The sequence below is a fragment of the Thioclava sp. L04-15 genome (assembly GCF_002020275.1).
Taxonomy (GTDB): Bacteria; Pseudomonadota; Alphaproteobacteria; order Rhodobacterales; family Rhodobacteraceae; genus Thioclava; species Thioclava marina.
The window spans coordinates 423437-448486 of the sequence record NZ_MPZW01000002.1 but is presented as its reverse complement, the minus strand read 5'-3'; the positions used below and the strand labels follow the sequence as shown (position 1 = coordinate 448486).

Below are 25050 nucleotides of genomic sequence, written 5' to 3'. Positions count from 1 at the left end.
TGCTGACGAATTTGAAAGGACCAAGAAGATGAAACATCAAATGAAATATCTCGTGCTGGCGGGCACGGTGGCGGCTCTGGCCGGCTGTGGTGGAGGCGGCGGAACTACGCTTTCGACCGGTGAAACCTATGACAGCATGCTCGCCAAGGCGCAGGCGATGGGGGATGCCACCGGTGTCATCGATAGCGGCAGTGGCACGATCGTCGGCACGGCGCTCGCAGATGTGCCGGCTGATGGGTCGGGCACCTACAAGGGCTATGTCGAGGGGGATGCCAACGGGGCGGGGCTCATCGGTGATCTTACCCTCGAGGTCGCGCTTTCGCGGACCGAGATCAGCGGTTCTGCGACGAATTTCCAGCATGAGGTCGATGGCGCCTATACCGGCACGCTGACTATGCCGACGACGACCATTCAAAACACTGATCCCGATGAGTTCTCAGGGAACCTCACGGGGACGCTTACGAATGGCGGAACGGATTATGCCACGGATATCAACCTGACCGGCAACTTCTACGACGGCAACGGCACGAACACCGTTGCGGGCGATGCTTCGATCTCCATCGATGGCGGCCTTCCGAACCCCGGCCTCTTCATCGCGACCCAGACGCCCTGAGGCGACGACCCCACAAAAGAAAAGGCCCGGCGATTGCCGGGCCTTTTTGTGTTTCCCCCGCAGCGGTTGACGAGGGCTGCGCTCGCCCCCGACGCCTCCTCAATCGCCCCGGAAAGCGCGGTTGAAATAGACCGTCAGCGGGTGGGTCAGATAAGACAGCGGCGTGCGGGCGTCGGTTTTCAGGAAGGCCTCGACCGGCATGCCCGGCATCAGCTTCACGTCCTCCAGCGAGGCCAGCACCTGTGCATCGGGCTCGACCGTCGCCTCGTAATAAGTCTCGCGGGTGGCCTCGTCGGTCTGAACGTCGGGCGAGACGCGGACCACCTCGCCCGCGACCGCAGGCGTCGTGCGGCGGTTGAAGGTCGAGAATTGCAGCGAGACTTCCTGGCCGGCATAGACTTGGTCGATATTGGTCGGATCGACGCGGACCGAGACCTCCAGCGGCTGATCGCTCGGCACGAGATACATCATCGGCTGCGCGGCCTGAACGACCGAATGCAGGGCGAAGACATGCGAGCCGAACACGACCCCTTCCACCGGTGCGCGCACGTCGAGACGGGCGAGCTTTTCGCGCAGAGTCGTTTCGCGTTCGAGCAGCGAAATCTCGTTATATTGCAGGTCGCGCAGCTGGGTGATCGCGGATTCGCGATGCTGTTCGGCGAGGCCGAGGATTTCGATCTCGATGCCCGAGATCTTCACCCGCGATTCCGCGATGGCCGAATTGAGCCGCCCGATTTCGCCGGTCAGCCGCGCATGTTCGCGCTGGACCTGCAACACGCGCGACGCCTCCATCAGCTTGCGTTTGAGAAGCGACTGCTTGTCGGCCAGCTCCTGCGCGATCAGCTCGAGCTGGGCGTTGAGCGAGGCGAGCTGCGCTTCGATCCCCTCGACCTGCTTGCGGATCTGCTGTTGCTGTTCACGCAGCTGCCCGGTCTTCTGCGCCAGCGAACTGCGCCGCGCCGCGAAGAGGTTGCGCTGCCCCTCGATCTGGTCGGCCACCTGTTTCGGGTTCAGCAGCGAATAGGTCGGCTGGGCGGAGAAATCGAGTGTGTCGCGCCCGTCGCGTTCCGTCTCGAGCCGAATCCGCCGCGCGGCGATCTCCATCAGCTGGCTTTGCACGATCGCAAGCTCGGATTTCAGGAAGGTATCGTCGAGGCGCACCAGCACGTCGCCCGCCTTCACATGATCGCCGTTGCGCGCGAGGATCTCGCCCACGACCCCGCCATCGGGATGCTGGATCACCTGACGGTCGCTCTCGACCTTGACGGTGCCGCGCGCGACCACCGCGCCGGAGATGTTCGTCCGGACGCTCCAGGCGCCCATCCCGCCCACGAGGATCGCGATAGAGCCAAAGCCCGCTGCGAGCAGAAGCCGCGTGCTCTTGAATTCCGATGTCTTGCTCATGAATCCGCCCTCATCGACAGCACCCGTTTCACATCCTGCGCGTTCTTGATCATCGAGCGGATGATCTCGTCGCGCGGGCCTTGCGCCGAGACCTGTCCGTTCTCGAGGATGATGAGCCGCGTGCAGCCCTTGATCGCGTTGGTGCGGTGGGTCATCAGCACCACCGCCTTGCCCTCTTCGGTCATCACGCGCACCACCTCGTTGAGCGCCTCCGAGCCATCGGCGTCGAGCGCCGAGTTCGGCTCGTCGAGCACCAGCAGCACGGGGTCGTTATAAAGCGCGCGGGCAAGGCCCAGACGCTGGCGCTGGCCGCCCGACAGGACGGAATCGCTGCCGCTCAGGCGCGTGTCGTAGCCTTTCGGCAGCTTGAGGATGATGTCGTGGATCTGCGCTTTCTGCGCGGCGGCCACGATCCGGTCGGGATCGGGTTCGAGCGCCATCTGCGCGATGTTCTCGGCGATCGTGCCATCAAAGGTCTTCACCACCTGCGGCAGGTAGCCGATGAACTGGCCGAGGCGCTCTGGGCTGTATTGGTCGAGCTTCGCCCCTGCCAGCCGGACTTCGCCCGCTGTGGGGGTGACGAGGCCCACGAGCGCGCGGGCGAGCGTGGTCTTGCCCGAGCCGCTCTTGCCGATCACGCCCACGGCCTCGCCGGGGGAGACGTCAAAGCCGATATTATAGAGGATCGGTTTCTCGCCGCGACGAAGCGAGAGCGAGAGGCCGCGCACGCTCAGCTGGGCGTCAGGGGCGGGCAGGCGGGTCGGTTCGGGGCGTTCGGGGATCTCGTCGAGGAATTCCGCAAGCCCGCGCCAGCCGGTGCGGGCGCGATGCAGCAGGCTCCATTGGCCCAGAACCTGTTCGACCGGGGCAAGCGCGCGACCCAGCAGCACCGAGCCCGCGATGATCGCGCCTGCGGTCATCTCGTGGCGCAGCACCAGCCAGGCGCCGACCGCAAGCACCGCCGATTGCAGAAGCATCCGGAACCCTTTCGAGAAGGAGCCGAACGCGCCCGTCCAGTCGGCCGCCGCAAGTGTCTTGCCCTGCGCCTCTTCCTGTTTGCTCAGCCAGCGGCGGCGCATCACCGGACCCATGCCCTGCGCCCAGAGATAATCCGCGCCGTCCTCGCTCTGCCGCGCGATCTGGTTGCTTGCGAAACCGACCGATTGCGCCTCGTTCAGCCGGCGTTTGGTCAGCCAGTGGTTCGCCAGAGAGGTCGCGATCAGAAGCGCTCCGCCCGCGATCGCAAGCCAGCCCAGCAGCGGATGGAAGATGAAGATCGCGGCGGCGAAGACCGGGGTCCATGGGATGTCCATCAACGACAGCAGCACCGGCGAGGCGAAGACCGTGCGCACCGCATCGAGATCCTGGAGCGCGCTCGCGCCCTTGTTGGTCTTGCGCAGCGCCGAGCGTTCGAGCATCGCGTCGAACACCCGTTCGTTGAGCTGCGCATGGATGCGTGCGCCGACCCGCGCCATCACGCGCGCGCGGACGAATTCGAGGATCGTGTAGAAGAGGTAGAGAAAGACCACGAGCCCGAAGAGCGCGACCAGCGTCTCTTCCGAACGCGACCCGATCACCCGGTCATAGACCTGCAACATGAAGAGCGGCCCGGTGAGCAGCAGAAGGTTCGTGAAAAGGCTGAACAGAAAAGCCGAGCCGATCAGCCCGCGCATGCCCTTGAATACATTTTTCATCGCGGCCCCGGAAGGCTGCGACGGCGTGGTGTGATTGCCCACGAAGTCACCCCATGAAAGTTCCATCCCGGTCCCGATCATCACGCCCGGGGCGGCAAAAGCATTGATGCATGTCAATGAAACCGAGGAGGGCGACCCCGGGGCGGTCACAAATCGAGAGCGCGCAGGATCTTGGGCAGTTCCTCGGGGAGATCTTCGGCTATGAGGCCGGGACCGAAGCTGCGGGCGGCTGCGGCGTGAAGCCATGCGGCGGAGCATGCCGCGTCGAACGGGGCAAATCCGCGCGCCAGCAATCCTGCGATCAATCCCGCGAGCACATCGCCCGCGCCGGCCGTCGCAAGCCAGGGTGCGGCATGCGCGCCGGTGGCGGAATGAAGCGCCGCGCGTCCTTCGGGCGTGGCGATTACGGTGTCGGGCCCCTTGAGCAGCACCGTGCAGCCAGTACGCGCGGCGGCCTCGCGGGTGGCGTCGAGCTTGGAATAGGCTGGCCGCGCGGGATCGACGAGGGGGTCGGCGAGATCGGGGAAGAGGGCGCGGAATTCACCCGGATGCGGGGTAATCACACAGCTCTCGTGCAGTTGGGCGAACAGCGTCTCTGGGTCATCGCGAAAAGCGGTGAGCGCGTCGGCATCGAGAACGGTGGCGCGTTTGCCCCAAAGCGCGGCGGGCACCATCTCCTGCGCGCGGGCCTGCCCCAGCCCGGGGCCGAGGCAGAGCGCGTTGAGACGGGCATCGGCCAGCATCCCGCGCAAGCTGTAGCCATCGGGCAGGGGGGTGAGCATCACCGCCGTCAACTGGGCCGCATTCTCGGCGAGCGCCGATTGCGGGCAGGCCAGCGTCACCAGACCCGCGCCGATCCGCAGGGCTGCCCGCGCCGCGAGCCGCGCAGCGCCGCCCTTGCCGGTGCCGCCCGCAAGCACCAGCGCGTGACCGTGGCTGTATTTGTGCCCCGTACGTTTCATGAGGAAATTCGACGGACGTTCGATCAGTTGTGCCGCGTCTTTCACCCCCGTTTGCGGCAGGCCGATATCCGCCACGACCACCTCACCGCTCATCGTCGCGCCGCCGCCGGGGCGGTCGGGGCCCATGTCGGGGTCGAGATAGTGGCCGCATTTCGCGCGGTGAAAGGAGACGGTAAGATCGGCGGGAAAGGCACCGTCGAGATTGCGCCCGCTATCGGAAGAGATCCCGCTCGGGATGTCGACGGCGACAAAGCGCGGGCGCGGCCCCGACGGATTGGAGAAGCGGCGCGGATAGATCGCGCGCCAGGTCTTCGCCGTGTCCTCGGGCATCGCGCGGGTCAGGCCGGTGCCGAAGAGCGCGTCAATCACCAGCCCGTCTTGCAGAGTGTCGATCCGGTCCTCGATCGCGGCATCGTCCCAGCGCAGTACCGCCCCGGTTGCAGCCCATCGGTCGTGATTGGCCTTCGCATCGGGGGGGAGCCGCGCGGGATCGCCATAGGCGAAGCAGCTCACATTCCAGCCCCGCGCCGACAGCAAACGCGCGATCACGTACCCGTCGCCGCCATTGTTGCCCGGCCCGCAGAGAATGACGGCCCCGGTGGTGGCGAGATCGGGCCAGCGGGCGAAAATCGCCTCGACCACCCCCGCGCCCGCACGCTCCATCAGCTCCAGCCCGGTCACGGCACCGCCTTCGATCGCTGCGCGCTCATGGGCGCGCATCTGCTCGGCGGTCAGGATTTCACGCATTCTCGCAGGGCCTCGAAGTGAAATGTTTTCAAACTGCTCTTTTTTTGTGCTAGACGCCCGATTGATGGGCGCGGGTTTCGGATTTCCGACCCCCTTTCCGCACCCGTCCAGCCTAGCCGATTGCGGGGGCTTTGGGAAAGTGGTCTGAGGGGGGCGGAACTAAGAACGACGGAGGAGTCGGCGGCATGAAGAAGGTGGAGGCGATCATCAAGCCCTTCAAACTCGACGAGGTGAAGGAGGCGCTTCAGGAGGTCGGCATTCAGGGCCTCTCGGTGATCGAGGTGAAAGGGTTCGGTCGCCAGAAGGGCCATACCGAGCTTTATCGCGGCGCCGAGTATGTCGTGGATTTCCTTCCCAAGGTTAAGATCGAGATGGTGCTGCCCGACGATATGGTCGATGCCGCCATCGAGGCGATCACCAGTGCCGCGCGCACCGAGAAGATCGGCGACGGCAAGATTTTCGTCTCTCCGATGGAGCAGGCGATCCGTATCCGCACCGGCGAAAGCGGCGACGACGCGCTGTAATCGTACAACTTCACGTCCGGGCCGGCGGGGTTCGGGCACAATCCATGTTCAACGAAAGGGTATCGTGACATGAGCAGCATCAAGGACGCTGTCAAACTGATGAAGGACGAGGAGGTCGAATACGTCGACGTCCGCTTTACCGATCCGCGTGGCAAGCTTCAGCACGTGACGCTGATGTCGACCGAGGTCGATGAGGACTTCTTCGAAGAAGGCTTCATGTTCGACGGCTCCTCGATCGCCGGCTGGAAGTCGATCGACCAGTCCGACATGAAACTGATCCCGGATGCGGCGTCGGTCTATATCGACCCCTTCTACGCGGAAAAGACGATGTGCGTGCACTGCACGGTTGTCGAGCCCGACACCGGCGAGCCCTATGCCCGCGATCCGCGCGGCACCGCCGTGAAGGCCGAAGCCTATCTCAAGGCCTCGGGTATCGGTGACACCGCCTATTTCGGCCCCGAAGCCGAATTCTTCATCTTCGACGACGTCCGCTACGCGGTCACCCCCGAGAAGGTCTCCTATCAGGTCGACGCCGAGAACGCGGCGTGGAACACCGACACCCCGATGGAAATGGGCAACCTCGCTCACCGTCCGGGCTACAAGGGCGGCTACTTCCCGGTGAACCCGTCGGACGAGGGCCAGGACATCCGTTCGGAAATGCTCTCGACGATGAAGCGCATCGGCATGAAGGTCGACAAGCACCACCACGAAGTGGCGACCTGTCAGCACGAGCTGGGCATGATCTTCGGCACGCTCGTCGAGCAGGCCGACAACCTCCAGAAGTACAAATACGTGATCCACAACGTCGCGGCCGCCTACGGCAAGACCGTGACTTTCATGCCCAAGCCCATCAAGGGCGACAACGGTTCGGGCATGCACGTGAACATGTCGGTCTGGAAAGACGGCAAGCCGCTCTTCGCGGGCGACAAATATGCTGACCTGTCGCAGGAAGCGCTGTACTTCATCGGCGGCATCCTGAAGCACGCGAAGACGCTCAACGCCTTCACCAACCCGTCGACCAACTCCTACAAGCGTCTCATCCCGGGCTTCGAAGCCCCGGTTCTGCGCGCCTACTCGGCTCGCAACCGTTCGGGTTGTGTCCGTATTCCGTGGGCCGAGTCGCCCAAGGCCAAGCGTGTGGAAGCCCGTTTCCCCGATCCGTCGGCGAACCCCTACCTGTGCTTCGCGGCCCTGCTGATGGCTGGCCTCGACGGCATCAAGAACAAGATCGACCCGGGCCCGTCCTCGGACAAGGACCTCTATGATCTGCCGCCGGAAGAACTGGCCGCGATCCCGACCGTCTGCGGCTCGCTGCGTGAAGCGCTCGAGAGCCTCGAGAAGGATCACGACTTCCTGCTGGCCGGCGACGTGTTCACCAAGGACCAGATCGAGGGCTACATGGCGCTCAAGTGGGACGAAGTCTACGCCTACGAGCACACGCCGCACCCGGTCGAGTACCAGATGTACTACTCCTGCTGATCGCAGCGGAACGAGTTTCGGAAAGGGGCGCCTCTCGGGGCGCCCCTTTTGCGTGCAGGGCGCGCTCTTGACACAGAGGGCGCGACCGCCCATCTGTCGGCCTTGGCTGCCGGATGCCAGCCGCCCGCGGGGAGACCCATGGTGAAATCCGGATCGCGACGGCTCTCCATTTTCGGGGGCTCTTCGGCAATGCGGGCCCCGAAGCGGTGGATGATCCCCGTGGAGACCAGAAAGATGACTGTGAAAACGGTAAAAGAGGCGAAGGCGCAGGCGAAACGTCTGGCTGACGCCATGGCGCGCGCGGGCACTCCCGTGGCGCTGTCGAAGGCCTATGAGCTCAATGCACAGGCGGCGGGTTACGCCGACTGGAACACGATGGTCGCGGCGCTCAAGCGTCCCGAGGCGCAGGGTTTGGCCTTGGGGGACACGGTGCGCGGGCGTTATCTGGGCCATCCGGTGAGCGGCCGGATCCATGCGCTGCGGCGCAAGGGCGAGGCGCATGTCGATATCGAGATCGCGCTTGATGAGCCTGTCGATGTCGTTGAAAGCGCAGCATTTTCATCGCTCAGGCGGCGTGTGCGCGCAACCATCGGGGCGGATGGGCGCTCGATCGGGCGGCGGTCGGACGGGGTTGCGCATCTCGAACTGGACTGAGGGAAAGGGGCGCTTTCGAGCGCCCCTTTTGCTTTGCGCGCAGGCCGGGCAGGATGCGGGCAGGCAAGGGAGAAAAGGATGCGCAGCGAAAAAGAGAAGATGCTCGCGGGCGAGCTTTATGTGGCGACCGGCCCGGAGATCGCGGCGGACGCCGCCCGGGCGAGCGCCTGGATGGATCGTTTCAATGCCTCGGTTGCGATGAGCGCCGAGGAAGGCCATGCGCTCCTGAGCGAAATCTTCGCCGAAGTGGGTGACGGTGCGCGGATCCGTCCGCCCTTTCACTGTGATTACGGCAGCAATATCCGTCTCGGCGCGGGGGCGTTTCTGAATTTCGGCTGTGTCGTGCTCGATGTGGTCGAGGTCACGATCGGGGCGGGGACGCAGATCGGCCCCGGCGTTCAGATCCTGACTGCCGATCATCCGCGGGACCCGGCGCAGCGCCGCGAGGGGCTGGAATTCGGACGTCCGGTTCGGATCGGGGACAATGTCTGGATCGGGGGTGGGGCGATCATCCTGCCGGGGGTGACGATCGGCGATGATGCGATCATCGGCGCCGGTGCGGTGGTCACGCGCGATGTCGCCGCAGGCGCGACGGTCGTCGGCAAACCGGCGCGCGCAGTCGCGCCACAGGGGTGAGCGCGGCCTGCGGCTGCGTCGCATTTGCATAACTTGCCCCAGCGGCGGGGGCGCGGTAATGAACGCGCAACGATTTATGAGGAGGGCATGTCATGAGCCGAGCATTCGTATTCCCCGGTCAGGGCGCGCAGGTCATCGGGATGGGCAAGGCGCTGGCCGAGGCCTATCCGGCCGCTGCAGCGGTCTTCGCCGAAGTCGATGAAGCCCTGGGCGAGACGCTTTCCGCGCTGATCTGGGAGGGCGAGATCGAAGAGCTGACCCTCACCGCCAATGCCCAGCCCGCGCTGATGGCGACCTCCATCGCGGCGATGCGCGCGCTCGAGGCCGAGGGCTACGCGATCTCTGACGCGGCTTTCGTCGCCGGTCACAGCCTTGGCGAGTATTCCGCCCTGTGTGCGGCGGGCGCGCTGAGCCTGGCCGATACCGCAAAGCTGTTGCGCCTGCGGGGCAAGTCGATGCAGGAGGCGGTGCCGGTGGGCGTGGGCGCTATGGCCGCGCTGCTCGGGCTCGATTTCGAGACGGCGGCAAAGGTTGCCGCCGAGGCGGCGCAGGGTGAAGTTTGCCAGGCCGCCAATGACAACGATCCGAGCCAGGTCGTGATCTCGGGGCACAAGGATGCGGTAGAGCGCGCGACCGTTCTCGCCAAGGAAGCCGGCGCCAAGCGCGCGGTGATGCTGCCGGTCTCGGCGCCCTTCCATTGCGCGCTGATGCAGCCTGCCGCCGATGCGATGGCCGAGGCGCTCGCCGCCACGCAGATCAACGCACCTGCCGTTCCGGTCGTGGCCAATGTGCGCGCCGAAGCGGTGAGCGATCCCGAAGAGATCCGCAAGCTGCTGGTCGAGCAGGTCACTGGCTCGGTGCGCTGGCGCGAGAGCGTCGCCTGGATGGCCGGTCAGGGCGTCGACGAGATCTGGGAGATCGGCGCGGGCAAGGCGCTTTCGGGCATGATCCGCCGGATCGCCAAGGACGTGACCTGCCGCGCGGTGGGCACGCCTGAGGATATCGCCGCGCTCAAGGGCTGAGCGCGCGCGGGCGGGGCGGGCCGGGGGATCCTCCCCCGGACCCCCTGAGATATTTGGATCAAGCAGAAGGGGCGCGCGAGGCTTGCGCCCTCGGCGCATCCGGGCGCGGCTTGCGCAGTGGCAAGTCGGTCAGTTCTTGCAGCAGCATCCGGATCGAGGCGGCATCCGCGTCGGGCCGGAGCTCGACGAGATTGATGCCGGCCTTGCGAAGCGCTTCGCGTTTGACCGCGTCGCGCATGAACGTCTCCGAGCCGAGATGATGGCCGCTTCCCTGATATTCGATCGCGGCGACGATAAGGCCGCGCGGGTCGAAAATCGCGAAATCGAGCCGTTTGGCGTTGATCGCACGGTTCGCTTCGGCGCGGTGATCGCGGCTGCCATTCGAACCTTTCGCGCACAGGATTTCGCCCATCGAGACCTGCGCCATCACCCGGTAGCCGCGCCCGACTTCGCGGGCGATCCCTTCGAGGATCGGCAGGATCCGCGCCTCTGATCTGTTCAACAGCGGCGTGCGTTCGAACTCCGCGCCGGCAACGAGACGCATGTGATCGTCGCCATGGACGAGGCGGGGGCCGGTGTCGCGTTGCGCAGAGCGGCCCGCAAAGCCATTCGAGCGGCGGCGCCTGTGCTTTGCGCGTCGAAGAATCTCCGACCCCGCGATGACGAGAAGCGCGAGGGCGAGTGGAATGAGTGTGCGCGAGGCTTCGGCGGAAAATCCGAGCCCTTCGAGGAAAGCTGCGACCGGGCCGATGGCGGAAGGGGCCGAGTTGCTTGGGGCGGAAATGAACGACATATGCGGATCTCTCTCAGAAAACTCGGGCGAAAAAGCTATCTTGGCAGGGGTGCCGGGCGAGATTATGGCGAGTCGGATCCGACGTGACGGGAGGTGGCCTCGCACGGATTTCGCTGCTAAGTAGTCGCCCGGATAGCTGGTGAGGGAAGATGATGTTTAAACTGTCGGGGAAATGTGCGCTGGTGACCGGAGCGTCGGGAGGCATCGGGGCGGAGATCGCGCGGGCACTGCATGCGGGAGGCGCGGTCGTGGCGCTTTCGGGCACGCGGGTCGAGCCGCTCGAGGCGCTGGCCGCCGAGCTTGGCGAGGGGGCGCATGTCTGTCCTGCGAACCTGAGCGATCCGGATTCGGTCGAGGCGCTGCCGAAAGCGGCGCTGGCGGCGATGGGCGGTCTGGATATCCTCGTGAACAACGCGGGCATCACGCGCGACCAGCTGATGATGCGGATGTCGGACGAGGATTGGCAGACGGTGATCGACGTGAACCTCACCGCCGCGTTCCGCCTGATGCGCGGCGTTATGCGTCCGATGATGAAGGCGCGTTGGGGGCGGATCATCAATATCACCTCGATCGTCGGTCAGACGGGCAACCCGGGCCAGGTGAACTATGCCGCGGCGAAGGCAGGTCTCGTGGGCGCGTCGAAATCGCTCGCGCAGGAAGTGGCGAGCCGGGGCGTGACGGTGAACTGCGTCGCGCCCGGTTTCATTCAGACCGCGATGACCGACAAGCTCTCGGACGACCAGAAAGCGGCCCTGATGGGCAATATCCCGGTCGGACGCATGGGCACGCCCGAGGAGATCGCTGCGGCGGTACGTTATCTCGCGAGCCCAGAGGCGGGCTACGTGACCGGGGCGGTGCTGCATGTCAATGGCGGCATGACGATGGTCTGACGCAGTTGTGACGCCACGGCAGGTTCCGCTTTGTTATGCAAGAGAAACGGCTTGCCATGCGTCACGGCAGTCGCTATGAGCGCTGCAGACGGGCCGGGCGCATGCGCCACGGTTCCGATTGCGGTCTTGGGGTTGCACCCGGGCGCGCGGGTTGAGACGCTCGAACGAGCAAGCAGGAACGGGCCATTTGCCCTATAAACTTTGAGGAATTGACATGAGCGACATCGCTGATCGCGTGAAGAAGATCGTCGTGGAGCATCTCGGCGTGGAAGAGGACAAAGTGACCGAGAGCGCTTCGTTCATCGACGACCTGGGCGCCGACAGCCTCGACACCGTCGAGCTGGTCATGGCCTTCGAAGAAGAATTCGGCATCGAGATCCCCGATGACGCCGCCGAGAACATCCAGACCGTCGGCGATGCGGTGAAATTCATCTCGGAAGCCGCGTAAGCCTTTCGAGAACGAGTTAGCGGACGGCGCTTCGGGAAACCGGGGCGCCGTTTTGCTTTTCTGGCTGTTGGCAGGGAGGGGCGGATGCGGATTTTCGTCGCGATCGAGTTGCCCGAGGCGATCTGCGAGGCGATCGCGGTCTTGCAGGCCCAGTTGGGGGTGGGGCGCATCGTGCAGCCCGACAATCTGCATCTCACGCTGGCTTTTCTGGGCGAGCTCGAACCCTTCGAAGCCGAGCAGCTTCACGAGGCATTGGAGGGGGTCGACTGGGGCCCGGGGCCGCAGGTGGCGCTGGCGGGGCTCGAGATCTTCGGGTCGGCCGAGCGCCCCGAGGCGCTGGTGCTGGGCGTGCGCCCGGATCGAGAGCTGACGCGCTGGCACAATGCGGTGCTGGGGGCTGCGCGCGGAGTGGGGCTTGTGCTTGCGCGGCGGCGGTTCCGACCGCATGTGACGCTGGCGCGGTTTCGCAAGGGGGCGGGGCCGGGGGAGCTCGCGCGGCTGGGGCAGTTCCTGAGTGCGCAGGGCGATGTGGCGCTTTCTCCCTTTCATGCGGATCGGCTGGCGATGGTGCGATCGACGCTTGGGCAGGGCGCGCCACGCCACGAGGTTCTGGCGCAATACGGCCCGGATGTGCGGATTTGAGCGAAAACTGCCCTTCGGAAGCGGTTTTTTGCCAGTTAGGTGCAGCTTCGTCCCGAGTTTTGGGGTAGTATCCCGGGAAGTTCCCGGGAGGATGACGGTTCTGTCATCACGGCTCTGCGGGGCAATCGGGTTAGGTATGTCGTTATTTCGCGCCGCATCTCTGCTGATCCGGCCCCTCGCTTTCGCGGCCGGGGCGCTGGCGCTGTGGGCGTTGGTTGGGCACCTGGCGCGGCAGGGCTGGATGTTTCGCGTCTTTCCCAGCAGCTACGGAATGCATGAACTGACATCGGTGGCAGGGTTGGCTCTGGCGCTTGCGATCGGGCTGCGCGGACCGCGTGCGCCGCGCGAAACCGTCTCGCGCATCGTGGTGGCGCTGGCGTTCGCTGTTCTGATGCTGTCCTTGGGACGGTTCGTGCCGGAGCTCGAAAGATTCTATGGCGTGCAGAGCCCTTACTCGGTGGCACGTCACTCGGCGATCAGCCTTGGGCTGGTCGCGGCCGCGATCCTCGCGCAAGAGCGTGGCGCATTCCTGTTGGGTGCCGGACTGTTCTACGTGGCGCTTGGCAGCGGGATCGTCCAGATCGCCGCGAACCTGTTCCAGATGCGCGATGTAATCGGGGCGATGTCGCTGGCCACGGCGGTGATGCTCTTGCTGCTTGCCATTGGGGGGATGCTTGGGCGGGCCAATCGCGGGGTGATGCGGGTGCTGCTCAATACCCATGCCTCGGGCCGTCAGGCGCGCATGCAGATCCTGCTCGGCGTGGCCGGCCCGCTGATTTTCGGCTTCTTCTACATTCTCGTGGATCAGGAGCGCACGGTTCACGCCGAAGTGCTGCTGCTGGTCGTGACCATTGCCGGGTTCAATATCGGTCTGATCTCTCTGATGGCGATGTCTTTCGAGCGGACCGATTATGCCCGGCGCGAGCTTGAGCGGCAGATGGCGCAGCAGGCATTGGAGGACGGGCTCACGGGGTTGTTCAACCGCGCGATGCTCGAGCGGAGGTTTTCCCGGGCTGTGGTGCAGGGCAACAAGCACGGGGTGCCCTTTGCGTTCCTGATGCTGGATCTCGATTTTTTCAAACGCATCAATGACCTTGGCGGGCATGATTTCGGCGATACGGTGCTGCGCCGCGCGGCGAAGGTGATGCTCGGGGCCTTGCGTCATGACGACACGCTTGCGCGGATCGGTGGCGAAGAATTTGCCGTCCTGCTTCCCGGGGCGGATCTTGAAGCGGCGTTCGAGGTAGCGGAGCGGCTGCGCCAGTCGATCGCGGGGGCGCACCTTGCCACTCTGAAAGGCCATCGGGTGCCGGTGACGGCTTCGGTCGGCGTGGCGCAATGGTGTCCCGGCGAGAGTTTTCAGCACATCTATGTACGTACCGATCACGCGCTCTACCGCGCCAAGGCCAAGGGGCGCAATCGGGTGATGATCGCCGACGGCGAGGGAGCGGTGCAGGTCGATCTCTCGGAATTCGCGCCGAGCGCGGGTGGCTCTTCGTCCGGGTCGAAAGCGGGCGACGCAGAGAGCTGAGTTCCCCGCGCGTTGGCGCGCGAGCGACGGCTCGGCGGCGCGCGGCTGCCAATGCGTAAAGTGTTGTGATTGCGCCGATGCGCTGCCGCGTGTATCAGGTCTTCCTGAGAATTAGCAGCGAAAGAGGTCGGGCATGCGCCGGGTTGTTGTCACGGGTCTTGGGATGGTTACGCCGCTGGCTTGCGGGGTCGAGGAGACCTGGTCGCGGCTGATCGCAGGACAATCGGGTGCCGGAGCGATCTCGCGCTTCGACGCGTCGGGCGTGACGACGAAATATGCCTGCGAGATCCCTTTCGGCGATGGCTCGGACGGCACGTTCAATCCCGATGACTGGATGGAGCCCAAAGAGCGCCGCAAGGTCGACGATTTCATCCTCTATGGCATGGCCGCCGCCGAGCAGGCGGTAAAGGATGCGGGCTGGACGCCCGAGGACGAAGAAAGCCGTCTGCGCACCGGCGTGATGATCGGTTCGGGGATCGGCGGTCTGACCTCGATCGCTGAGACCGCCATCATCCTCAAGGAAAAGGGTGCACGCCGTGTGAGCCCGTTCTTCATTCCGGGTGCGCTGATCAACCTCGTCTCTGGGCAGGTCTCGATCCGTTTCGGCTTCAAGGGGCCGAACCACGCCGTCGTCACCGCTTGTTCGACCGGCGCACATGCGATCGGTGATGCGGCGCGTCTGATCATGCTCGGCGATGCCGACGTGATGGTCGCGGGTGGCGCGGAAAGCCCGATCTCGGAGATCGGGATCGCGGGCTTCAACGCCTGCAAGGCCTTGTCCACGAAACGCGGCAACGAGCCCGAGAGCGCGAGCCGCCCCTGGGACGCCGATCGCGACGGGTTCGTGATGGGCGAGGGCGCAGGCTGCGTCGTGCTGGAGGAATACGAGCACGCCAAGGCGCGTGGCGCGAAGATCTATGCCGAGGTTCTGGGGTATGGCCTTTCGGGCGATGCCTATCACATCACGGCGCCCTCGGAAGATGGGGATGGTGGCTTCCGCGCGATGAAGGCGGCCCTCGCGCGCGCCGGGCTGACGCCCGACAAGATCGACTACATCAACGCGCATGGCACCTCCACGATGGCCGATGTGATCGAACTGGGCGCGGTTCAGCGTCTGCTCGGTGATGCGGTGAAAACGGCGACGATGAGCTCGACCAAATCCTCGGTCGGCCACCTTCTCGGCGCGGCGGGTGCGGTAGAGGCGATCTTCTGCGTGCTCGCGATCCGCGACCAGATCGCGCCGCCGACGCTCAATCTCGACACTCCGCCCGAAGAAGCCGTGATCGACCTTGCGCCGAAGACGGCGGTCAAGCGCAAGATCGACGTGGCCCTGTCGAACAGCTTCGGCTTTGGCGGAACCAATGCGAGCCTCGTGCTGGGCAAGGTGCAGGACTGATGTGGCGTAACATCGTCTCGAATTTCCTCACTCTGCTGATCGTGATCCTGGTCGCGCTTGGCGGGCTCGTCGCATGGGCGAAGCGCCAATACACCGAGCCCGGCCCGCTGGCGCAGCCGATGTGCCTGCGCGTGGCGCCTGGGGCGAGCATCCGGGGTGTCTCGGGGGATCTCGTGGATCATGGCGCCGTCACTTCGGCCTACATCTTCCGCACCGGCGCGCAATATGAAGAGAAGGCGGGCAAGCTGAAATTCGGCTCCTACCTGATCGAGCCGAACAGCTCGATGCAGCAGATCGTTGATCAGATCACGGCCGGCGGCCCCTCCACCTGCGGCACCGAGCTGGTGTTCCGCATCGGCGTGGGCGGCAACGAGGTTCTGCTGCGAGAACTGGACCCGAAAACCGGCAATTACGAGAAGGTCGCGGAGTACAACCCCGAGACCGAGAAGCCGCCCGAGGGCTTTGAGACGAAAGCCGAAGCCGCAGATGTGCGCGCCCGTGTGACGGTCGTCGATGGCGTGACCAGCTGGCAGATCGTGCAGGGCCTCAAGGAGGCGAACTTCCTTGCCGGTGCGATTGACGGCGTTCCGGCCGAAGGGACGCTTGCGCCCGACAGCTACGAGGTCAAGCGCGGGGCCGACCGGCAGGCTCTGGTCGATCTGATGAAGGACCGTCAGGCGAAGATCCTCGCCGATGCCTGGGCAGGACGTGCCGAAGGGCTGCCCTATGAAAGCCCCGAACAGGCGTTGATCATGGCCTCGATCGTGGAGAAGGAAACCGGCGTGCCGAACGAGCGCGCGCAGGTCGCGAGCGTCTTCATCAACCGTCTCGAGAAGGGGATGAAGTTGCAGACCGACCCGACGGTGATCTACGGGGTGACCGAGGGCAAGGGCATTCTGGGCCGCGGGCTGCGCCAGTCGGAACTGCGCAAGGCCACGCCCTACAACACCTATGTCATCGACGGGCTGCCGCCCACGCCGATCGCGAATCCCGGCAAGGCTGCCATCGAGGCGGCGATGCATCCCGATTCGACGCCGTATCTGTTCTTTGTGGCTGACGGGTCGGGCGGGCATGCCTTCGCGACCACGATCGACGAGCATAACAAGAACGTCGCGAAGTGGCGCGAGATCGAAAAGCAACGACAAGATTCCGCCTCAGGCAATTGATTTGAAAGAAAAACCCCGGTTTGCGCCGGGGTTTTTCTTTGCCTCGGGATAACAACCGGAGATTTAGCGCTTGACTCTGCGAACGCTCTAAAGTAGATATGTGGCATGCTAGGAGAAGTGGGCAGGCGCCGCGGGGAAACCCGACGGCGCTTTTTTGTTTCTCTCGAACGGACCAACTTTGAAGGGTGGGTTCGACTACATGCTAAGGGACAAGGTGGGTGAGGCGGGCGCTTCGGTCGATCTTCTGGAGATCACCGAGACGCTCTATCGAGACGTGGCCGAGGAATTGGCGCAAGCGTTGCAGGGGGTGCGGCGCGGCCAGATTTCCGAGGCGAAAGCAGCGGTGCAGGCGGTCAAGGACCTCCGCACCGCTTTTCATTTGGTGATGGAGGAGCGCTCTCGTGTCGAGAAACTCCGCAGACAGCTGGCGGGCGTTGCCGCCGGGCGCGATGTCGCGCTCGATTTCGACGCCGCCCGAGCTGAAATCGGGCGCCGCCTGGCTCGCCTCCGCAACGCAGGAGGATGTTGACGCCTTCCTTGACGGGCTCGAGGAAAACGCGTTGCTGGCCTTGCCCTGGATTTTCGAATTCTGGGCCTTGCCGCATCAGCTGCCGCCCGCAGGTGCCTGGAAAAGCTGGGTGATCATGGGCGGCCGCGGGGCCGGCAAGACGCGGTCCGGGGCCGAGTGGGTGCGTTCCATGGTGGAAGGCGCCAGACCGCTCGACCCCGGCCGGGCAAGGCGGGTGGCCCTGGTCGGAGAAACCTTCGACCAGGTGCGCGACGTGATGGTGATGGGGGAGAGCGGGATCCTGTCCTGCTCTCCGCCCGACCGCCGCCCAACGTGGGAGGCGGGACGCAAACGACTGGTCTGGCCGAACGGGGCGACCGCGCAGGCATTCTCGGCCCATGAGCCAGAGGCGCTTCGCGGCCCGCAATTCGATGCCGCCTGGGTCGATGAGCTGGCGAAATGGAAAAAGGCCGAGGAGGTCTGGGACATGCTGCAATTCGCGCTGCGGCTGGGCGATCATCCGCAGCAGGTGATCACCACGACGCCACGCAATGTGGGGGTGCTGAAGACGATCCTGAACACCCCCTCGACTGTCTTGACCCATGCCCCGACCGAGGCGAACCGGGCGTATCTGGCCGAGAGTTTCCTCGAAGAGGTCCGGGCGCGCTATGCAGGCACGCGGCTGGGGCGGCAGGAGTTGGATGGCGTGCTGCTTGACGATGTCGAAGGTGCGCTCTGGACGACGCGGATGCTGGAGGCGGCGCGGGTCGGGACTGCGGGCGATCTGGACCGGATCGTCGTGGCGCTGGACCCTTCGGTCAGCGGCAAGGCGGTGTCGGACGAATGCGGGATCGTGGTGGTCGGCGCGAAGACCCAAGGCCCGGTGCAGGACTGGCGCGCGGTGGTGCTGGAAGATGCGAGCTCGCGCGGCAAGCCGATCGACTGGGCGCGCGCGGGCATCGCGGCGATGGAGCGCTGGGGCGCGGAGAAGCTGGTGGCGGAGGTCAATCAGGGCGGCGATCTGATCGAGACGATGCTGCGCCAGATCGACCCGCTGATCCCGTTCAAGGCGCTGAGGGCGAGCCGAGGCAAATCTGCGCGCGCTGAACCGGTGGCGGCGCTCTACGAACAGGGCCGGGTGACGCATCTCAAATCCGCGGATCTGGGGCTTCTGGAAGATCAGATGTGCCGAATGGGACTGCAAGGCTATCAGGGCAAGGGCTCGCCCGACCGTGTGGATGCGTTGGTCTGGGCGATCGCAGAGCTGATCCTGGAGCCCGCCGCACATTGGCGCCGACCGCAGATGCGGGGTCTCTGAGAGGAAACCTTCTTCCTCTTGGTCGAAATATCCCGGGGGTCCGGGGGCAGCACCCCCGGCACGGGACAGATGAATTCAAGAGCAAGGGCCGAGGTCGAACCTCCGGCCCTTTTTCTTTGCCAGCCGGTCTCGATCTGGGGCCGCGAGAAGGAGACGGGAATGGGTTGGAACATCTTTCGCAAATCCGAAGGCGCGGGCCCGCCGGAAGTGAAGGCCTCGGCGACGGGGCGGATCGTCGCGATGGCGAGCGGATCGGGGCGCGTCGTCTGGTCGCCACGCGACGTAGGCTCCCTGACGCGGCAGGGCTTCACTGGCAACCCGATCGGATTTCGTTGCGTGAAGCTGATCGCGGAAGCCGCCGCCGCGCTGCCGCTGGTGTGCCAAGATGCGGAGCGGCGTTACGATATCCACCCGATGCTCGACCTGATCGCGCGGCCCAATGCGGCGCAGGGCAAGGGCGAGTTCTTCGAGGCGCTTTACGGGCAGATGCTTCTCTCGGGCAATGGCTACCTCGAGGCGGTCGCGATGGAGCCTGGCCTGCCGCGCGAGTTGCATGTGCTGCGCTCGGACCGGATGAGCATCGTGCCGGGAGCGGATGGCTGGCCGGTCGCTTATGATTACACGGTTGCCGGGCGCAAGCATCGGTTCGATATGACGGGCGGCCCCGAGCCGATCTGTCATCTGAAAAGCTTCCACCCGCAGGACGACCATTACGGCCTGAGCCCGTTGCAGGCGGCGGCGGTGGCGCTCGACGTGCATAACGCGGCTTCGGCCTGGTCGAAGGCATTGCTGGACAATGCCGCGCGGCCATCGGGGGCGATCGTCTACAAGGGCACGGACGGGCAGGGCACGCTATCGCCCGATCAATATGACCGGCTCGTGTTCGAGATGGAGACACATCATCAGGGCGCGCGCAATGCGGGGCGGCCGATGCTGCTCGAAGGGGGGCTCGACTGGAAGCCGATGGGGTTCAGCCCGTCGGATATGGAGTTCCACGAAACCAAGATCGCCGCGGCGCGCGAGATCGCGGTGGCCTTCGGCGTACCGCCGATGCTGCTCGGTATCCCCGGCGATGCGACCTATGCGAATTACGCCGAGGCGCATCGCGCTTTCTACCGGCTGACGGTGCTGCCGCTCGCAACCAAAGTGGCGGCTGATATCGCGTGGTGGCTGTCGACCTGGGCGGGCGAGCGCGTGAACCTCAAGCCCGATCTCGATCAGATCCCGGCGCTCGCGATCGAGCGCGACCAGCAATGGAAGCGCATCGGCGAGGTGAGTTTTCTGAGCGATGCGGAGAAGCGCGGGCTTCTGGGGCTGCCGCCGCTGGCGGAGGAGTGAGATGACGGCTTCCGGTTCGCGCTATCTCAAGGAGCCCTTCGCCGCACACGAGGAGCGGATGCAGGCGACCGAGAAGATCATGGACCTGCAGTTTTCGCAGGTCGAACAGAGGCTCGGCAAGATCGAGAACATGATCGAACGGCTGGAGCGGCGACTCTGGATGGCGGTTTACGGCGTGGTCGCAGTGATCCTCACGCAGGCAGTTCTGAGCCTGATCGAGGTCGGTCCGAAATAGGGGATATGTCATGAAAACAGATTATTACGGTCTGGAATTGAAGTTCTGTTCCGCCGAGGCGCAGCCGGTGCGCGTCACTGATGGGACGATCATCGAAGGCTATGCGAGCCTCTTCGGTCTGCCCGATCAGGGCGGCGATATCGTGCGCAAGGGGGCCTATGCGAAAGGGCTGGAACGACTCGCGGCGCGGGGCGGCAACGTCAAGATGCTCTGGCAGCACGACCCGGCCCAACCGATCGGGATCTGGGACGAAATCTTTGAGGATACGCGCGGGCTCTACGTCAAGGGCAGGCTGCTGCCCGATGTGGCGCGTGCGAAGGAAGCGGCGGCGCTGATCGCGGCGGGGGCGATCGACGGGCTGTCGATCGGCTATCGCACGGTTGCCGCCGAGAAGGACGCAAAAGGCCAGCGGCTACTTGCGGAACTGGAGCTTTGGGAGGTCTCGCTGGTGACCTTTCCGATGCTTCGCGAAGCGCGGGTCGCGGCGAAGGGAGAAAGCCTGGAGAACAGCCTGCGTGATCTGGCCGAGGCGCTGAACGGCGCCGCGGCGGAACTGGCTGACCGCTGACGCGGCCCGGCCTCTGACCCCATTGGAGATGGAGCGACGATGAAGACCGAGACCAAGGCTCGGGCCGGGACGGGTATGTCCGAAGGCCCGGATCCGGCGGCTGACGTGAAGACAGCGCTGGCCGGGTTCGTGAAGGAAGTCAAAAACTTCCGCAACGAAGTTGAAGTGAAGATGCAACAACAAAGTGAGCGTTTGACGATGCTGCAGACCAAGACCATGACCGCCGGGCGTCCCGCCCTTTCCGCCGCTGCTTCCGAGGAGGCGCCGCATCTGAAGGCCTTTGCCGCTTATCTGCGTTCGGGTGACGACGACGCTTTGCGTGGGCTCTCGCTTGAGGGCAAGGCGCTGAATACGGCCGTGGCGGCCGAGGGTGGCTATCTCGTCGATCCGCAGACCTCGGAATCGATCCGGTCGGTGCTCAAAGCGACCGCGTCGATCCGCCAGATCGCCAATGTCGTGAATGTCGAGGCGACCTCCTACGACGTCCTGGTCGACCGCACCGATGTCGGCACCGGCTGGGCGACCGAGACCGCAGCTCTGACCGAGACCGCGACGCCGATGATCGACCGAATCTCGATCCCGCTGCATGAGCTTTCGGCGATGCCGAAAGCGTCGCAGCGCCTGCTCGACGACAGCGCCTTCGACGTCGAGGGCTGGCTTGCGCAGCGCATCGCGGAGAAATTCGCCCGTGCCGAGGCCGCGGCCTTCATCTCGGGTGACGGTATCGACAAGCCGACCGGCTTCCTGACCCATCCGAAACTGGCCAATGACGCCTGGGATTGGGGCTCGCTCGGCTATGTCGCAACCGGTGCCGATGGCGATTTCCTGGGGGCGAACCCGGCCGATGCGGTGGTCGATCTGGTCTATGCACTCGACGCCGAATACCGCGCCAATGCGAGCTTCGTGATGAATTCGAAGACCGCCGGCGCCGTGCGCAAGATGAAGGATGCCGATGGCCGGTTCCTGTGGACCGACGGTCTGGCCGCGGGCGAGCCGCCGCGCCTGATGGGCTATCCGGTGCTGATTGCCGAGGACATGCCCGATATCGCTTCGGACAGCTTCGCGATCGCTTACGGCGATTTCGACGCGGGCTACACCGTCGCCGAGCGCCCGGACCTGCGCGTGCTGCGTGATCCCTTCTCGGCCAAGCCGCATGTCCTGTTCTATGCGTCAAAGCGCGTTGGTGGCGATGTGAGCGATTTCGCGGCGATCAAGCTGCTGAAATTCGCGATCGCCTGAGGCGCGTGAGCCGGATCGGGGGGCGGGGGCCTTCCGGTCCTTGGGCCGGGTAACCGGTTCCGAGGCGGGCGCGGGGCTGTCGGCCGTCGCCTAGTTGCTCCCTCCGTTCGAGCGGCGGCGGGGCCCGCGCCCGATATGACAGATGGCACCCCGAGGAGCCGGGGTGCTGTCTCGTGACTTTCGGAGAGTTCCCATGATGTTGAAAGAAGAGACGGCGGTCGCCTCGGGCGCACTGCCGGTTGCGGCGTTACGCGATCACTTGCGGCTCGGGACAGGGTTCGCGGATGTGGGCGCGGAGGACGCAGCGCTGGAGGCTTACCTGCGGGCCGCGATCGCGGCGATCGAGGCGCGCACGGCCAAGGTGCTGCTGGCACGGGATTTCGTGTTGACGCTCACGGCCTGGCGCGGAGCGGTGGAACATCCGTTGCCGGTCGCGCCGGTGCGTGCCGTATCGGAGATCCGGCTGGTTGATGCGGCGGGGGTGTTCGCGGTGCTCCCCGAGGAAAGCTATCGGCTGATCGAGGATTTGCAGCGCCCGCGCGTTGCGGCGCAGGGGACGGTTTTGCCGGCGGTGCCTTCGGGTGGTGTGGTCGAGATCCGCTTTACTGCAGGTTTTGGTTCCCAGTGGTCGGATCTGCCGGCGGATCTGGCACAGGCGGTGATGCTGCTCTCGGCGCAGTATTTCGAGCTCCGCCATGAGGCGGCGGGTGAGGGTGGCGGGATGCCCTTCGGCGTGACGGCGCTGATCGAGCGTTGGCGTACGGTGCGGATGCTTGGAGGCGGCGTATGAGCGTCCCGGATCTCAATCGCAAGCTGGTCCTTGAGGCGCCCGAGCGTGTCGCCGATGGCGCGGGTGGGTTCACCGAAATCTGGACTGCGCTCGGTGAGCTCTGGGCGCAGATGGTGCCGGGGACCGGGGTCGAGCGCGCGGGCGAGTTCGTGACGCTGGCTTCGGTGCCCTGGAAAATCACGGTGCGGGCAACTCCCGAGGGCTCGCCGCGCAGACCGCGCCCGGAGCAGCGCTTCCGCGAAGGCGGACGAGTGTTTCGTATCCTCGCCGTCGCGGAGGCCGATCGGGGCGCGCATTACCTGACTTGTTTCGCCCGTGAGGAGGTGGTGGCATGAGTTACGCGATCGGAGCTGCTTTGCAGGCGGCGGTCTATGCGCGATTGCAGGATGATCCGGGTGTCACGGGGCTTGTCGGATCCGCGGTCTATGACGCAGCGCCAGCAGGGACGGTGAGCGGCACATATGTCAGCCTCGGTCCGGAAGACGCGCGCGATGCCTCGGATATGACGGGCGACGGCGCGGTGCATGATTTTACCGTGTCGGTGGTCAGCGATGTCGCGGGGTTTCAGCTGGCGAAACAGGTGGGTGAGGCGATCTCGGACACGCTGCTTGCGAGCCCGCTCACGTTGGCGCGTGGTCGTCTTGTGGGATTGTGGTTTCTCAAGGCGAAGGCGCGGCGCGTCGACAAGGGGGCCGCGCGCAGGCTCGACCTGACCTTCCGCGCGCGGGTTGAAGCCTGAGGGGGGCTTTCACTTTCTCAACATTTCGTCGGGAGAGTATTTCCCGATCGGAAACAAACTATCCAAATTCGGAGAATTGGCCATGGCGGCGCAAAACGGCAAGGATCTTTTGATCAAACTGGACCTGAACGGGGATAAGACCTTCGAGACCATCGCGGGGCTGCGCGCCACGCGGATCACCTTCAATGCGGAGACGGTCGATGTGACCTCTCTCGAAAGCGAGGGGCGCTGGCGCGAGCTGCTGGGTGGTGCAGGCGTGCGTTCGGCGCAGATCTCGGGCTCGGGCGTGTTCAAGGATGCGGGTACGGATGAACGCGCGCGCCAGATCTTCTTCGATGGTGAGGTTCCACAGTTCCAGGTGATCATCCCCGATTTCGGCATCGTGCAGGGGCCGTTCATGATCACCTCGATCGACTACGCAGGGGCGCATGACGGCGAGGCAAGCTACGAGATCGCGATGGCGTCGGCCGGCGCGCTGAGCTTCACGGCGATCTGAGGCGCATGATGGCAAATCCTTGGGCAGGTGAGGTCGAGATCGCGCTCGACGGGCAGCGACATGTGGCGAAGTTGACGCTGGGCGCATTGGCGGAGCTCGAGACGGAGATTGGCGAGAGTGGCGGCATGATCGCGCTTGTCGAGCGCTTCGAGGCGGGGCGCTTCACGAGCCGCGACGTTCTGGCGGTGGTCGTCGCTGGCTTGCGCGGAGGGGGCTGGCAGGGCCGGGTCGGGGATCTCGGCGCGGTCGAGATCTGTGGCGGGCCGATGGACGCCGCGCGCAAGGCTGCGCAGCTGTTGGCGCGGGCATTCTCGGTGCCGGGCGAGGGCGCGACGTGAGCGAGGCGCTCGACTGGCCGGGGCTTATGCGAGCCGGGTTGCACCGGCTCGGTCTGCGTCCGGCAGAGTTCTGGGCGCTGACCCCAGCGGAGCTCGCGCTGATGCTGGGTGAGGGGGCGACGGGCGCGCGGCCGATGGGACGTGGTCGGCTTGAAGAGCTGATTGAACGCTTTCCCGATGGCTTGGCGGCCAATCGAAGGAGTGAGAGATGACGGACTCGGACGGGATCGACGGGCTGAGCCAGCAGGCGATCGAGCTGGAGCGTTCGCTAGGCGGTGCGGTCGCTGTGACGGAAGTGTTTAACCAGGAACTGGCGACGATGCGCGAAAGCCTCGTCTTCACGGGTCGAGAGGTGACGAGCCTGAGCACCTCTTTCGGCTCGGGTCTGCGGCGTGCGTTCGACGGGGTGGTTTTCGACGGGATGCGACTTTCGGATGCTTTGCGCCAAGTCGCGCAGAGCATGGCCGACAGCGTCTATAACGTCGCGATGAAGCCGGTACAGCAAGCGCTTGGCGGAGCACTGGCGTCGGGGCTAAACGGGTTGTTGAGCGGGGTTTTCCCCTTTGCTGACGGGGCGGCCTTCTCGCATGGTCGTGTGATGCCCTTCGCAAAAGGCGGCGTCGTCAGCAGTCCGACGAGCTTTCCGATGCGTGGCGCGACAGGGCTGATGGGCGAGGCGGGACCAGAAGCGATCATGCCGCTGACCCGGGGTGCCGACGGGCGGCTCGGGGTCGTCGCGCAGGGCGGCGGACGCGCGGTCAATGTCGTGGTGAATGTTTCGACACCCGACGCGGCGAGTTTCCAGCGCAGTTCGAGCCAAGTCGCCGCACAGATCAACCGCGCTCTGGCGCGGGGCGAACGCAATCGCTGAGGAGGGATA

The 25050-nt window shown here is 65.2% G+C and carries 29 protein-coding genes; 25 read left to right on the top strand and 4 right to left on the bottom strand.

Features of this window, described 5'->3' with window-relative positions; genetic code table 11:
- Positions 1-28: 28 nt before the first annotated feature.
- Positions 29-613: a hypothetical protein gene (locus BMI90_RS08320; RefSeq protein WP_078528055.1), complete on the top strand. Its 585-nt coding sequence runs from the start codon at positions 29-31 to the stop codon at positions 611-613.
- Positions 614-712: 99 nt separating this feature from the next.
- Here BMI90_RS08320 and BMI90_RS08315 read toward each other — a convergent pair whose 3' ends face one another.
- From BMI90_RS08315 to BMI90_RS08305, 3 genes are all read right to left on the bottom strand, one after another.
- The gene (locus BMI90_RS08315) at positions 713-2017 is read right to left on the bottom strand and encodes an HlyD family type I secretion periplasmic adaptor subunit (RefSeq protein WP_078528052.1); all 1305 of its coding nucleotides are present in this window, start codon (positions 2015-2017) and stop codon (positions 713-715) included.
- A complete protein-coding gene (locus BMI90_RS08310) occupies positions 2014-3711 on the bottom strand; it encodes a type I secretion system permease/ATPase (protein ID WP_078528171.1) in 1698 nt (565 codons plus the stop codon). The genes BMI90_RS08315 and BMI90_RS08310 overlap by 4 nt, the downstream gene beginning before the upstream one ends.
- Before the next feature lie 146 nt (positions 3712-3857).
- A complete protein-coding gene (locus BMI90_RS08305; RefSeq protein ID WP_078528050.1) occupies positions 3858-5420 on the bottom strand; it encodes an NAD(P)H-hydrate dehydratase in 1563 nt (520 codons plus the stop codon).
- 185 nt (positions 5421-5605) lie between these two features.
- On the opposite strand from BMI90_RS08305, the gene BMI90_RS08300 reads away from it, so the two are divergent.
- From BMI90_RS08300 to fabD, 5 genes are all read left to right on the top strand, one after another.
- Positions 5606-5944 carry a P-II family nitrogen regulator gene (locus BMI90_RS08300; protein WP_038073056.1) on the top strand — a complete coding sequence of 113 codons (339 nt, stop codon included), beginning with the start codon at positions 5606-5608 and terminating at the stop codon, positions 5942-5944.
- A gap of 69 nt (positions 5945-6013) precedes the next feature.
- Positions 6014-7423, top strand: a complete 1410-nt coding sequence (gene glnA, locus BMI90_RS08295) for a type I glutamate--ammonia ligase (protein WP_078528047.1) — start codon at positions 6014-6016, stop codon at positions 7421-7423.
- A gap of 234 nt (positions 7424-7657) precedes the next feature.
- On the top strand, positions 7658-8077 hold the full coding sequence (locus tag BMI90_RS08290) for a glyoxalase superfamily protein (protein ID WP_146642535.1): 420 nt from the start codon (positions 7658-7660) through the stop codon (positions 8075-8077).
- Positions 8078-8155: 78 nt separating this feature from the next.
- Positions 8156-8713 carry a sugar O-acetyltransferase gene (locus tag BMI90_RS08285; protein ID WP_078528043.1) on the top strand — a complete coding sequence of 186 codons (558 nt, stop codon included), beginning with the start codon at positions 8156-8158 and terminating at the stop codon, positions 8711-8713.
- Positions 8714-8805: 92 nt separating this feature from the next.
- Entirely contained in the window at positions 8806-9735 is a 930-nt protein-coding gene (fabD, locus tag BMI90_RS08280; RefSeq protein ID WP_078528041.1) for an ACP S-malonyltransferase, read from the top strand.
- Between the two features lie 58 nt (positions 9736-9793).
- On the opposite strand, the gene BMI90_RS08275 is transcribed toward fabD, so the two are convergent.
- On the bottom strand, positions 9794-10528 hold the full coding sequence (locus BMI90_RS08275) for a DUF2726 domain-containing protein (protein ID WP_078528039.1): 735 nt from the start codon (positions 10526-10528) through the stop codon (positions 9794-9796).
- Positions 10529-10680: 152 nt separating this feature from the next.
- Between BMI90_RS08275 and fabG the strand changes: the two genes are divergently transcribed.
- The 19 genes from fabG to BMI90_RS08180 all read left to right on the top strand — a co-directional run bounded on the left by fabG (position 10681) and on the right by BMI90_RS08180 (position 25041).
- Complete coding sequence (gene fabG, locus BMI90_RS08270; RefSeq protein ID WP_078528037.1) at positions 10681-11418, top strand: 3-oxoacyl-ACP reductase FabG; 738 nt, start codon at positions 10681-10683, stop codon at positions 11416-11418.
- Positions 11419-11632: 214 nt separating this feature from the next.
- Positions 11633-11866 carry an acyl carrier protein gene (locus BMI90_RS08265; protein ID WP_038073067.1) on the top strand — a complete coding sequence of 78 codons (234 nt, stop codon included), beginning with the start codon at positions 11633-11635 and terminating at the stop codon, positions 11864-11866.
- Between the two features lie 84 nt (positions 11867-11950).
- Positions 11951-12508: an RNA 2',3'-cyclic phosphodiesterase gene (gene thpR, locus BMI90_RS08260; RefSeq protein WP_078528035.1), complete on the top strand. Its 558-nt coding sequence runs from the start codon at positions 11951-11953 to the stop codon at positions 12506-12508.
- Positions 12509-12779: 271 nt separating this feature from the next.
- Positions 12780-14039, top strand: a complete 1260-nt coding sequence (locus BMI90_RS08255) for a GGDEF domain-containing protein (RefSeq protein ID WP_168172741.1) — start codon at positions 12780-12782, stop codon at positions 14037-14039.
- Positions 14040-14172: 133 nt separating this feature from the next.
- Positions 14173-15435, top strand: coding sequence for a beta-ketoacyl-ACP synthase II (gene fabF, locus BMI90_RS08250; RefSeq protein ID WP_078528031.1), 1263 nt, complete (start codon positions 14173-14175; stop codon positions 15433-15435).
- Complete coding sequence (mltG, locus tag BMI90_RS08245; RefSeq protein WP_078528029.1) at positions 15435-16601, top strand: endolytic transglycosylase MltG; 1167 nt, start codon at positions 15435-15437, stop codon at positions 16599-16601. Before fabF ends, mltG begins: the two co-directional genes overlap by 1 nt.
- A gap of 178 nt (positions 16602-16779) precedes the next feature.
- A complete protein-coding gene (locus BMI90_RS08240) occupies positions 16780-17130 on the top strand; it encodes a hypothetical protein (RefSeq protein WP_245794931.1) in 351 nt (116 codons plus the stop codon).
- On the top strand, positions 17051-18427 hold the full coding sequence (locus BMI90_RS08235) for a terminase family protein (protein WP_078528027.1): 1377 nt from the start codon (positions 17051-17053) through the stop codon (positions 18425-18427). Before BMI90_RS08240 ends, BMI90_RS08235 begins: the two co-directional genes overlap by 80 nt.
- A gap of 159 nt (positions 18428-18586) precedes the next feature.
- On the top strand, positions 18587-19765 hold the full coding sequence (locus tag BMI90_RS08230; RefSeq protein ID WP_078528025.1) for a phage portal protein: 1179 nt from the start codon (positions 18587-18589) through the stop codon (positions 19763-19765).
- Between the two features lies 1 nt (position 19766).
- Positions 19767-20000, top strand: a complete 234-nt coding sequence (locus BMI90_RS08225) for a hypothetical protein (RefSeq protein ID WP_078528023.1) — start codon at positions 19767-19769, stop codon at positions 19998-20000.
- A 10-nt stretch (positions 20001-20010) separates the two neighbouring features.
- A complete protein-coding gene (locus BMI90_RS08220; RefSeq protein ID WP_078528021.1) occupies positions 20011-20568 on the top strand; it encodes an HK97 family phage prohead protease in 558 nt (185 codons plus the stop codon).
- A 39-nt stretch (positions 20569-20607) separates the two neighbouring features.
- Positions 20608-21807: a phage major capsid protein gene (locus BMI90_RS08215; protein WP_146671242.1), complete on the top strand. Its 1200-nt coding sequence runs from the start codon at positions 20608-20610 to the stop codon at positions 21805-21807.
- A gap of 193 nt (positions 21808-22000) precedes the next feature.
- Positions 22001-22597 (top strand): hypothetical protein, encoded by a 597-nt coding sequence (locus BMI90_RS08210; RefSeq protein ID WP_078528019.1) that lies wholly within the window; start codon positions 22001-22003, stop codon positions 22595-22597.
- On the top strand, positions 22594-22932 hold the full coding sequence (locus BMI90_RS08205; RefSeq protein WP_078528016.1) for a head-tail adaptor protein: 339 nt from the start codon (positions 22594-22596) through the stop codon (positions 22930-22932). The genes BMI90_RS08210 and BMI90_RS08205 overlap by 4 nt, the downstream gene beginning before the upstream one ends.
- Positions 22929-23336: a DUF3168 domain-containing protein gene (locus tag BMI90_RS08200; protein WP_078528014.1), complete on the top strand. Its 408-nt coding sequence runs from the start codon at positions 22929-22931 to the stop codon at positions 23334-23336. Before BMI90_RS08205 ends, BMI90_RS08200 begins: the two co-directional genes overlap by 4 nt.
- Positions 23337-23418: 82 nt before the next feature.
- The gene (locus tag BMI90_RS08195; RefSeq protein ID WP_078528012.1) at positions 23419-23832 is read left to right on the top strand and encodes a phage major tail protein, TP901-1 family; all 414 of its coding nucleotides are present in this window, start codon (positions 23419-23421) and stop codon (positions 23830-23832) included.
- Positions 23833-23840: 8 nt separating this feature from the next.
- The gene (locus BMI90_RS08190; RefSeq protein ID WP_078528162.1) at positions 23841-24170 is read left to right on the top strand and encodes a gene transfer agent family protein; all 330 of its coding nucleotides are present in this window, start codon (positions 23841-23843) and stop codon (positions 24168-24170) included.
- Positions 24167-24382, top strand: a complete 216-nt coding sequence (locus tag BMI90_RS08185; RefSeq protein WP_078528010.1) for a rcc01693 family protein — start codon at positions 24167-24169, stop codon at positions 24380-24382. The genes BMI90_RS08190 and BMI90_RS08185 overlap by 4 nt, the downstream gene beginning before the upstream one ends.
- Complete coding sequence (locus tag BMI90_RS08180) at positions 24379-25041, top strand: phage tail tape measure protein (protein WP_078528008.1); 663 nt, start codon at positions 24379-24381, stop codon at positions 25039-25041. The genes BMI90_RS08185 and BMI90_RS08180 overlap by 4 nt, the downstream gene beginning before the upstream one ends.
- Positions 25042-25050 lie beyond the last annotated feature (9 nt).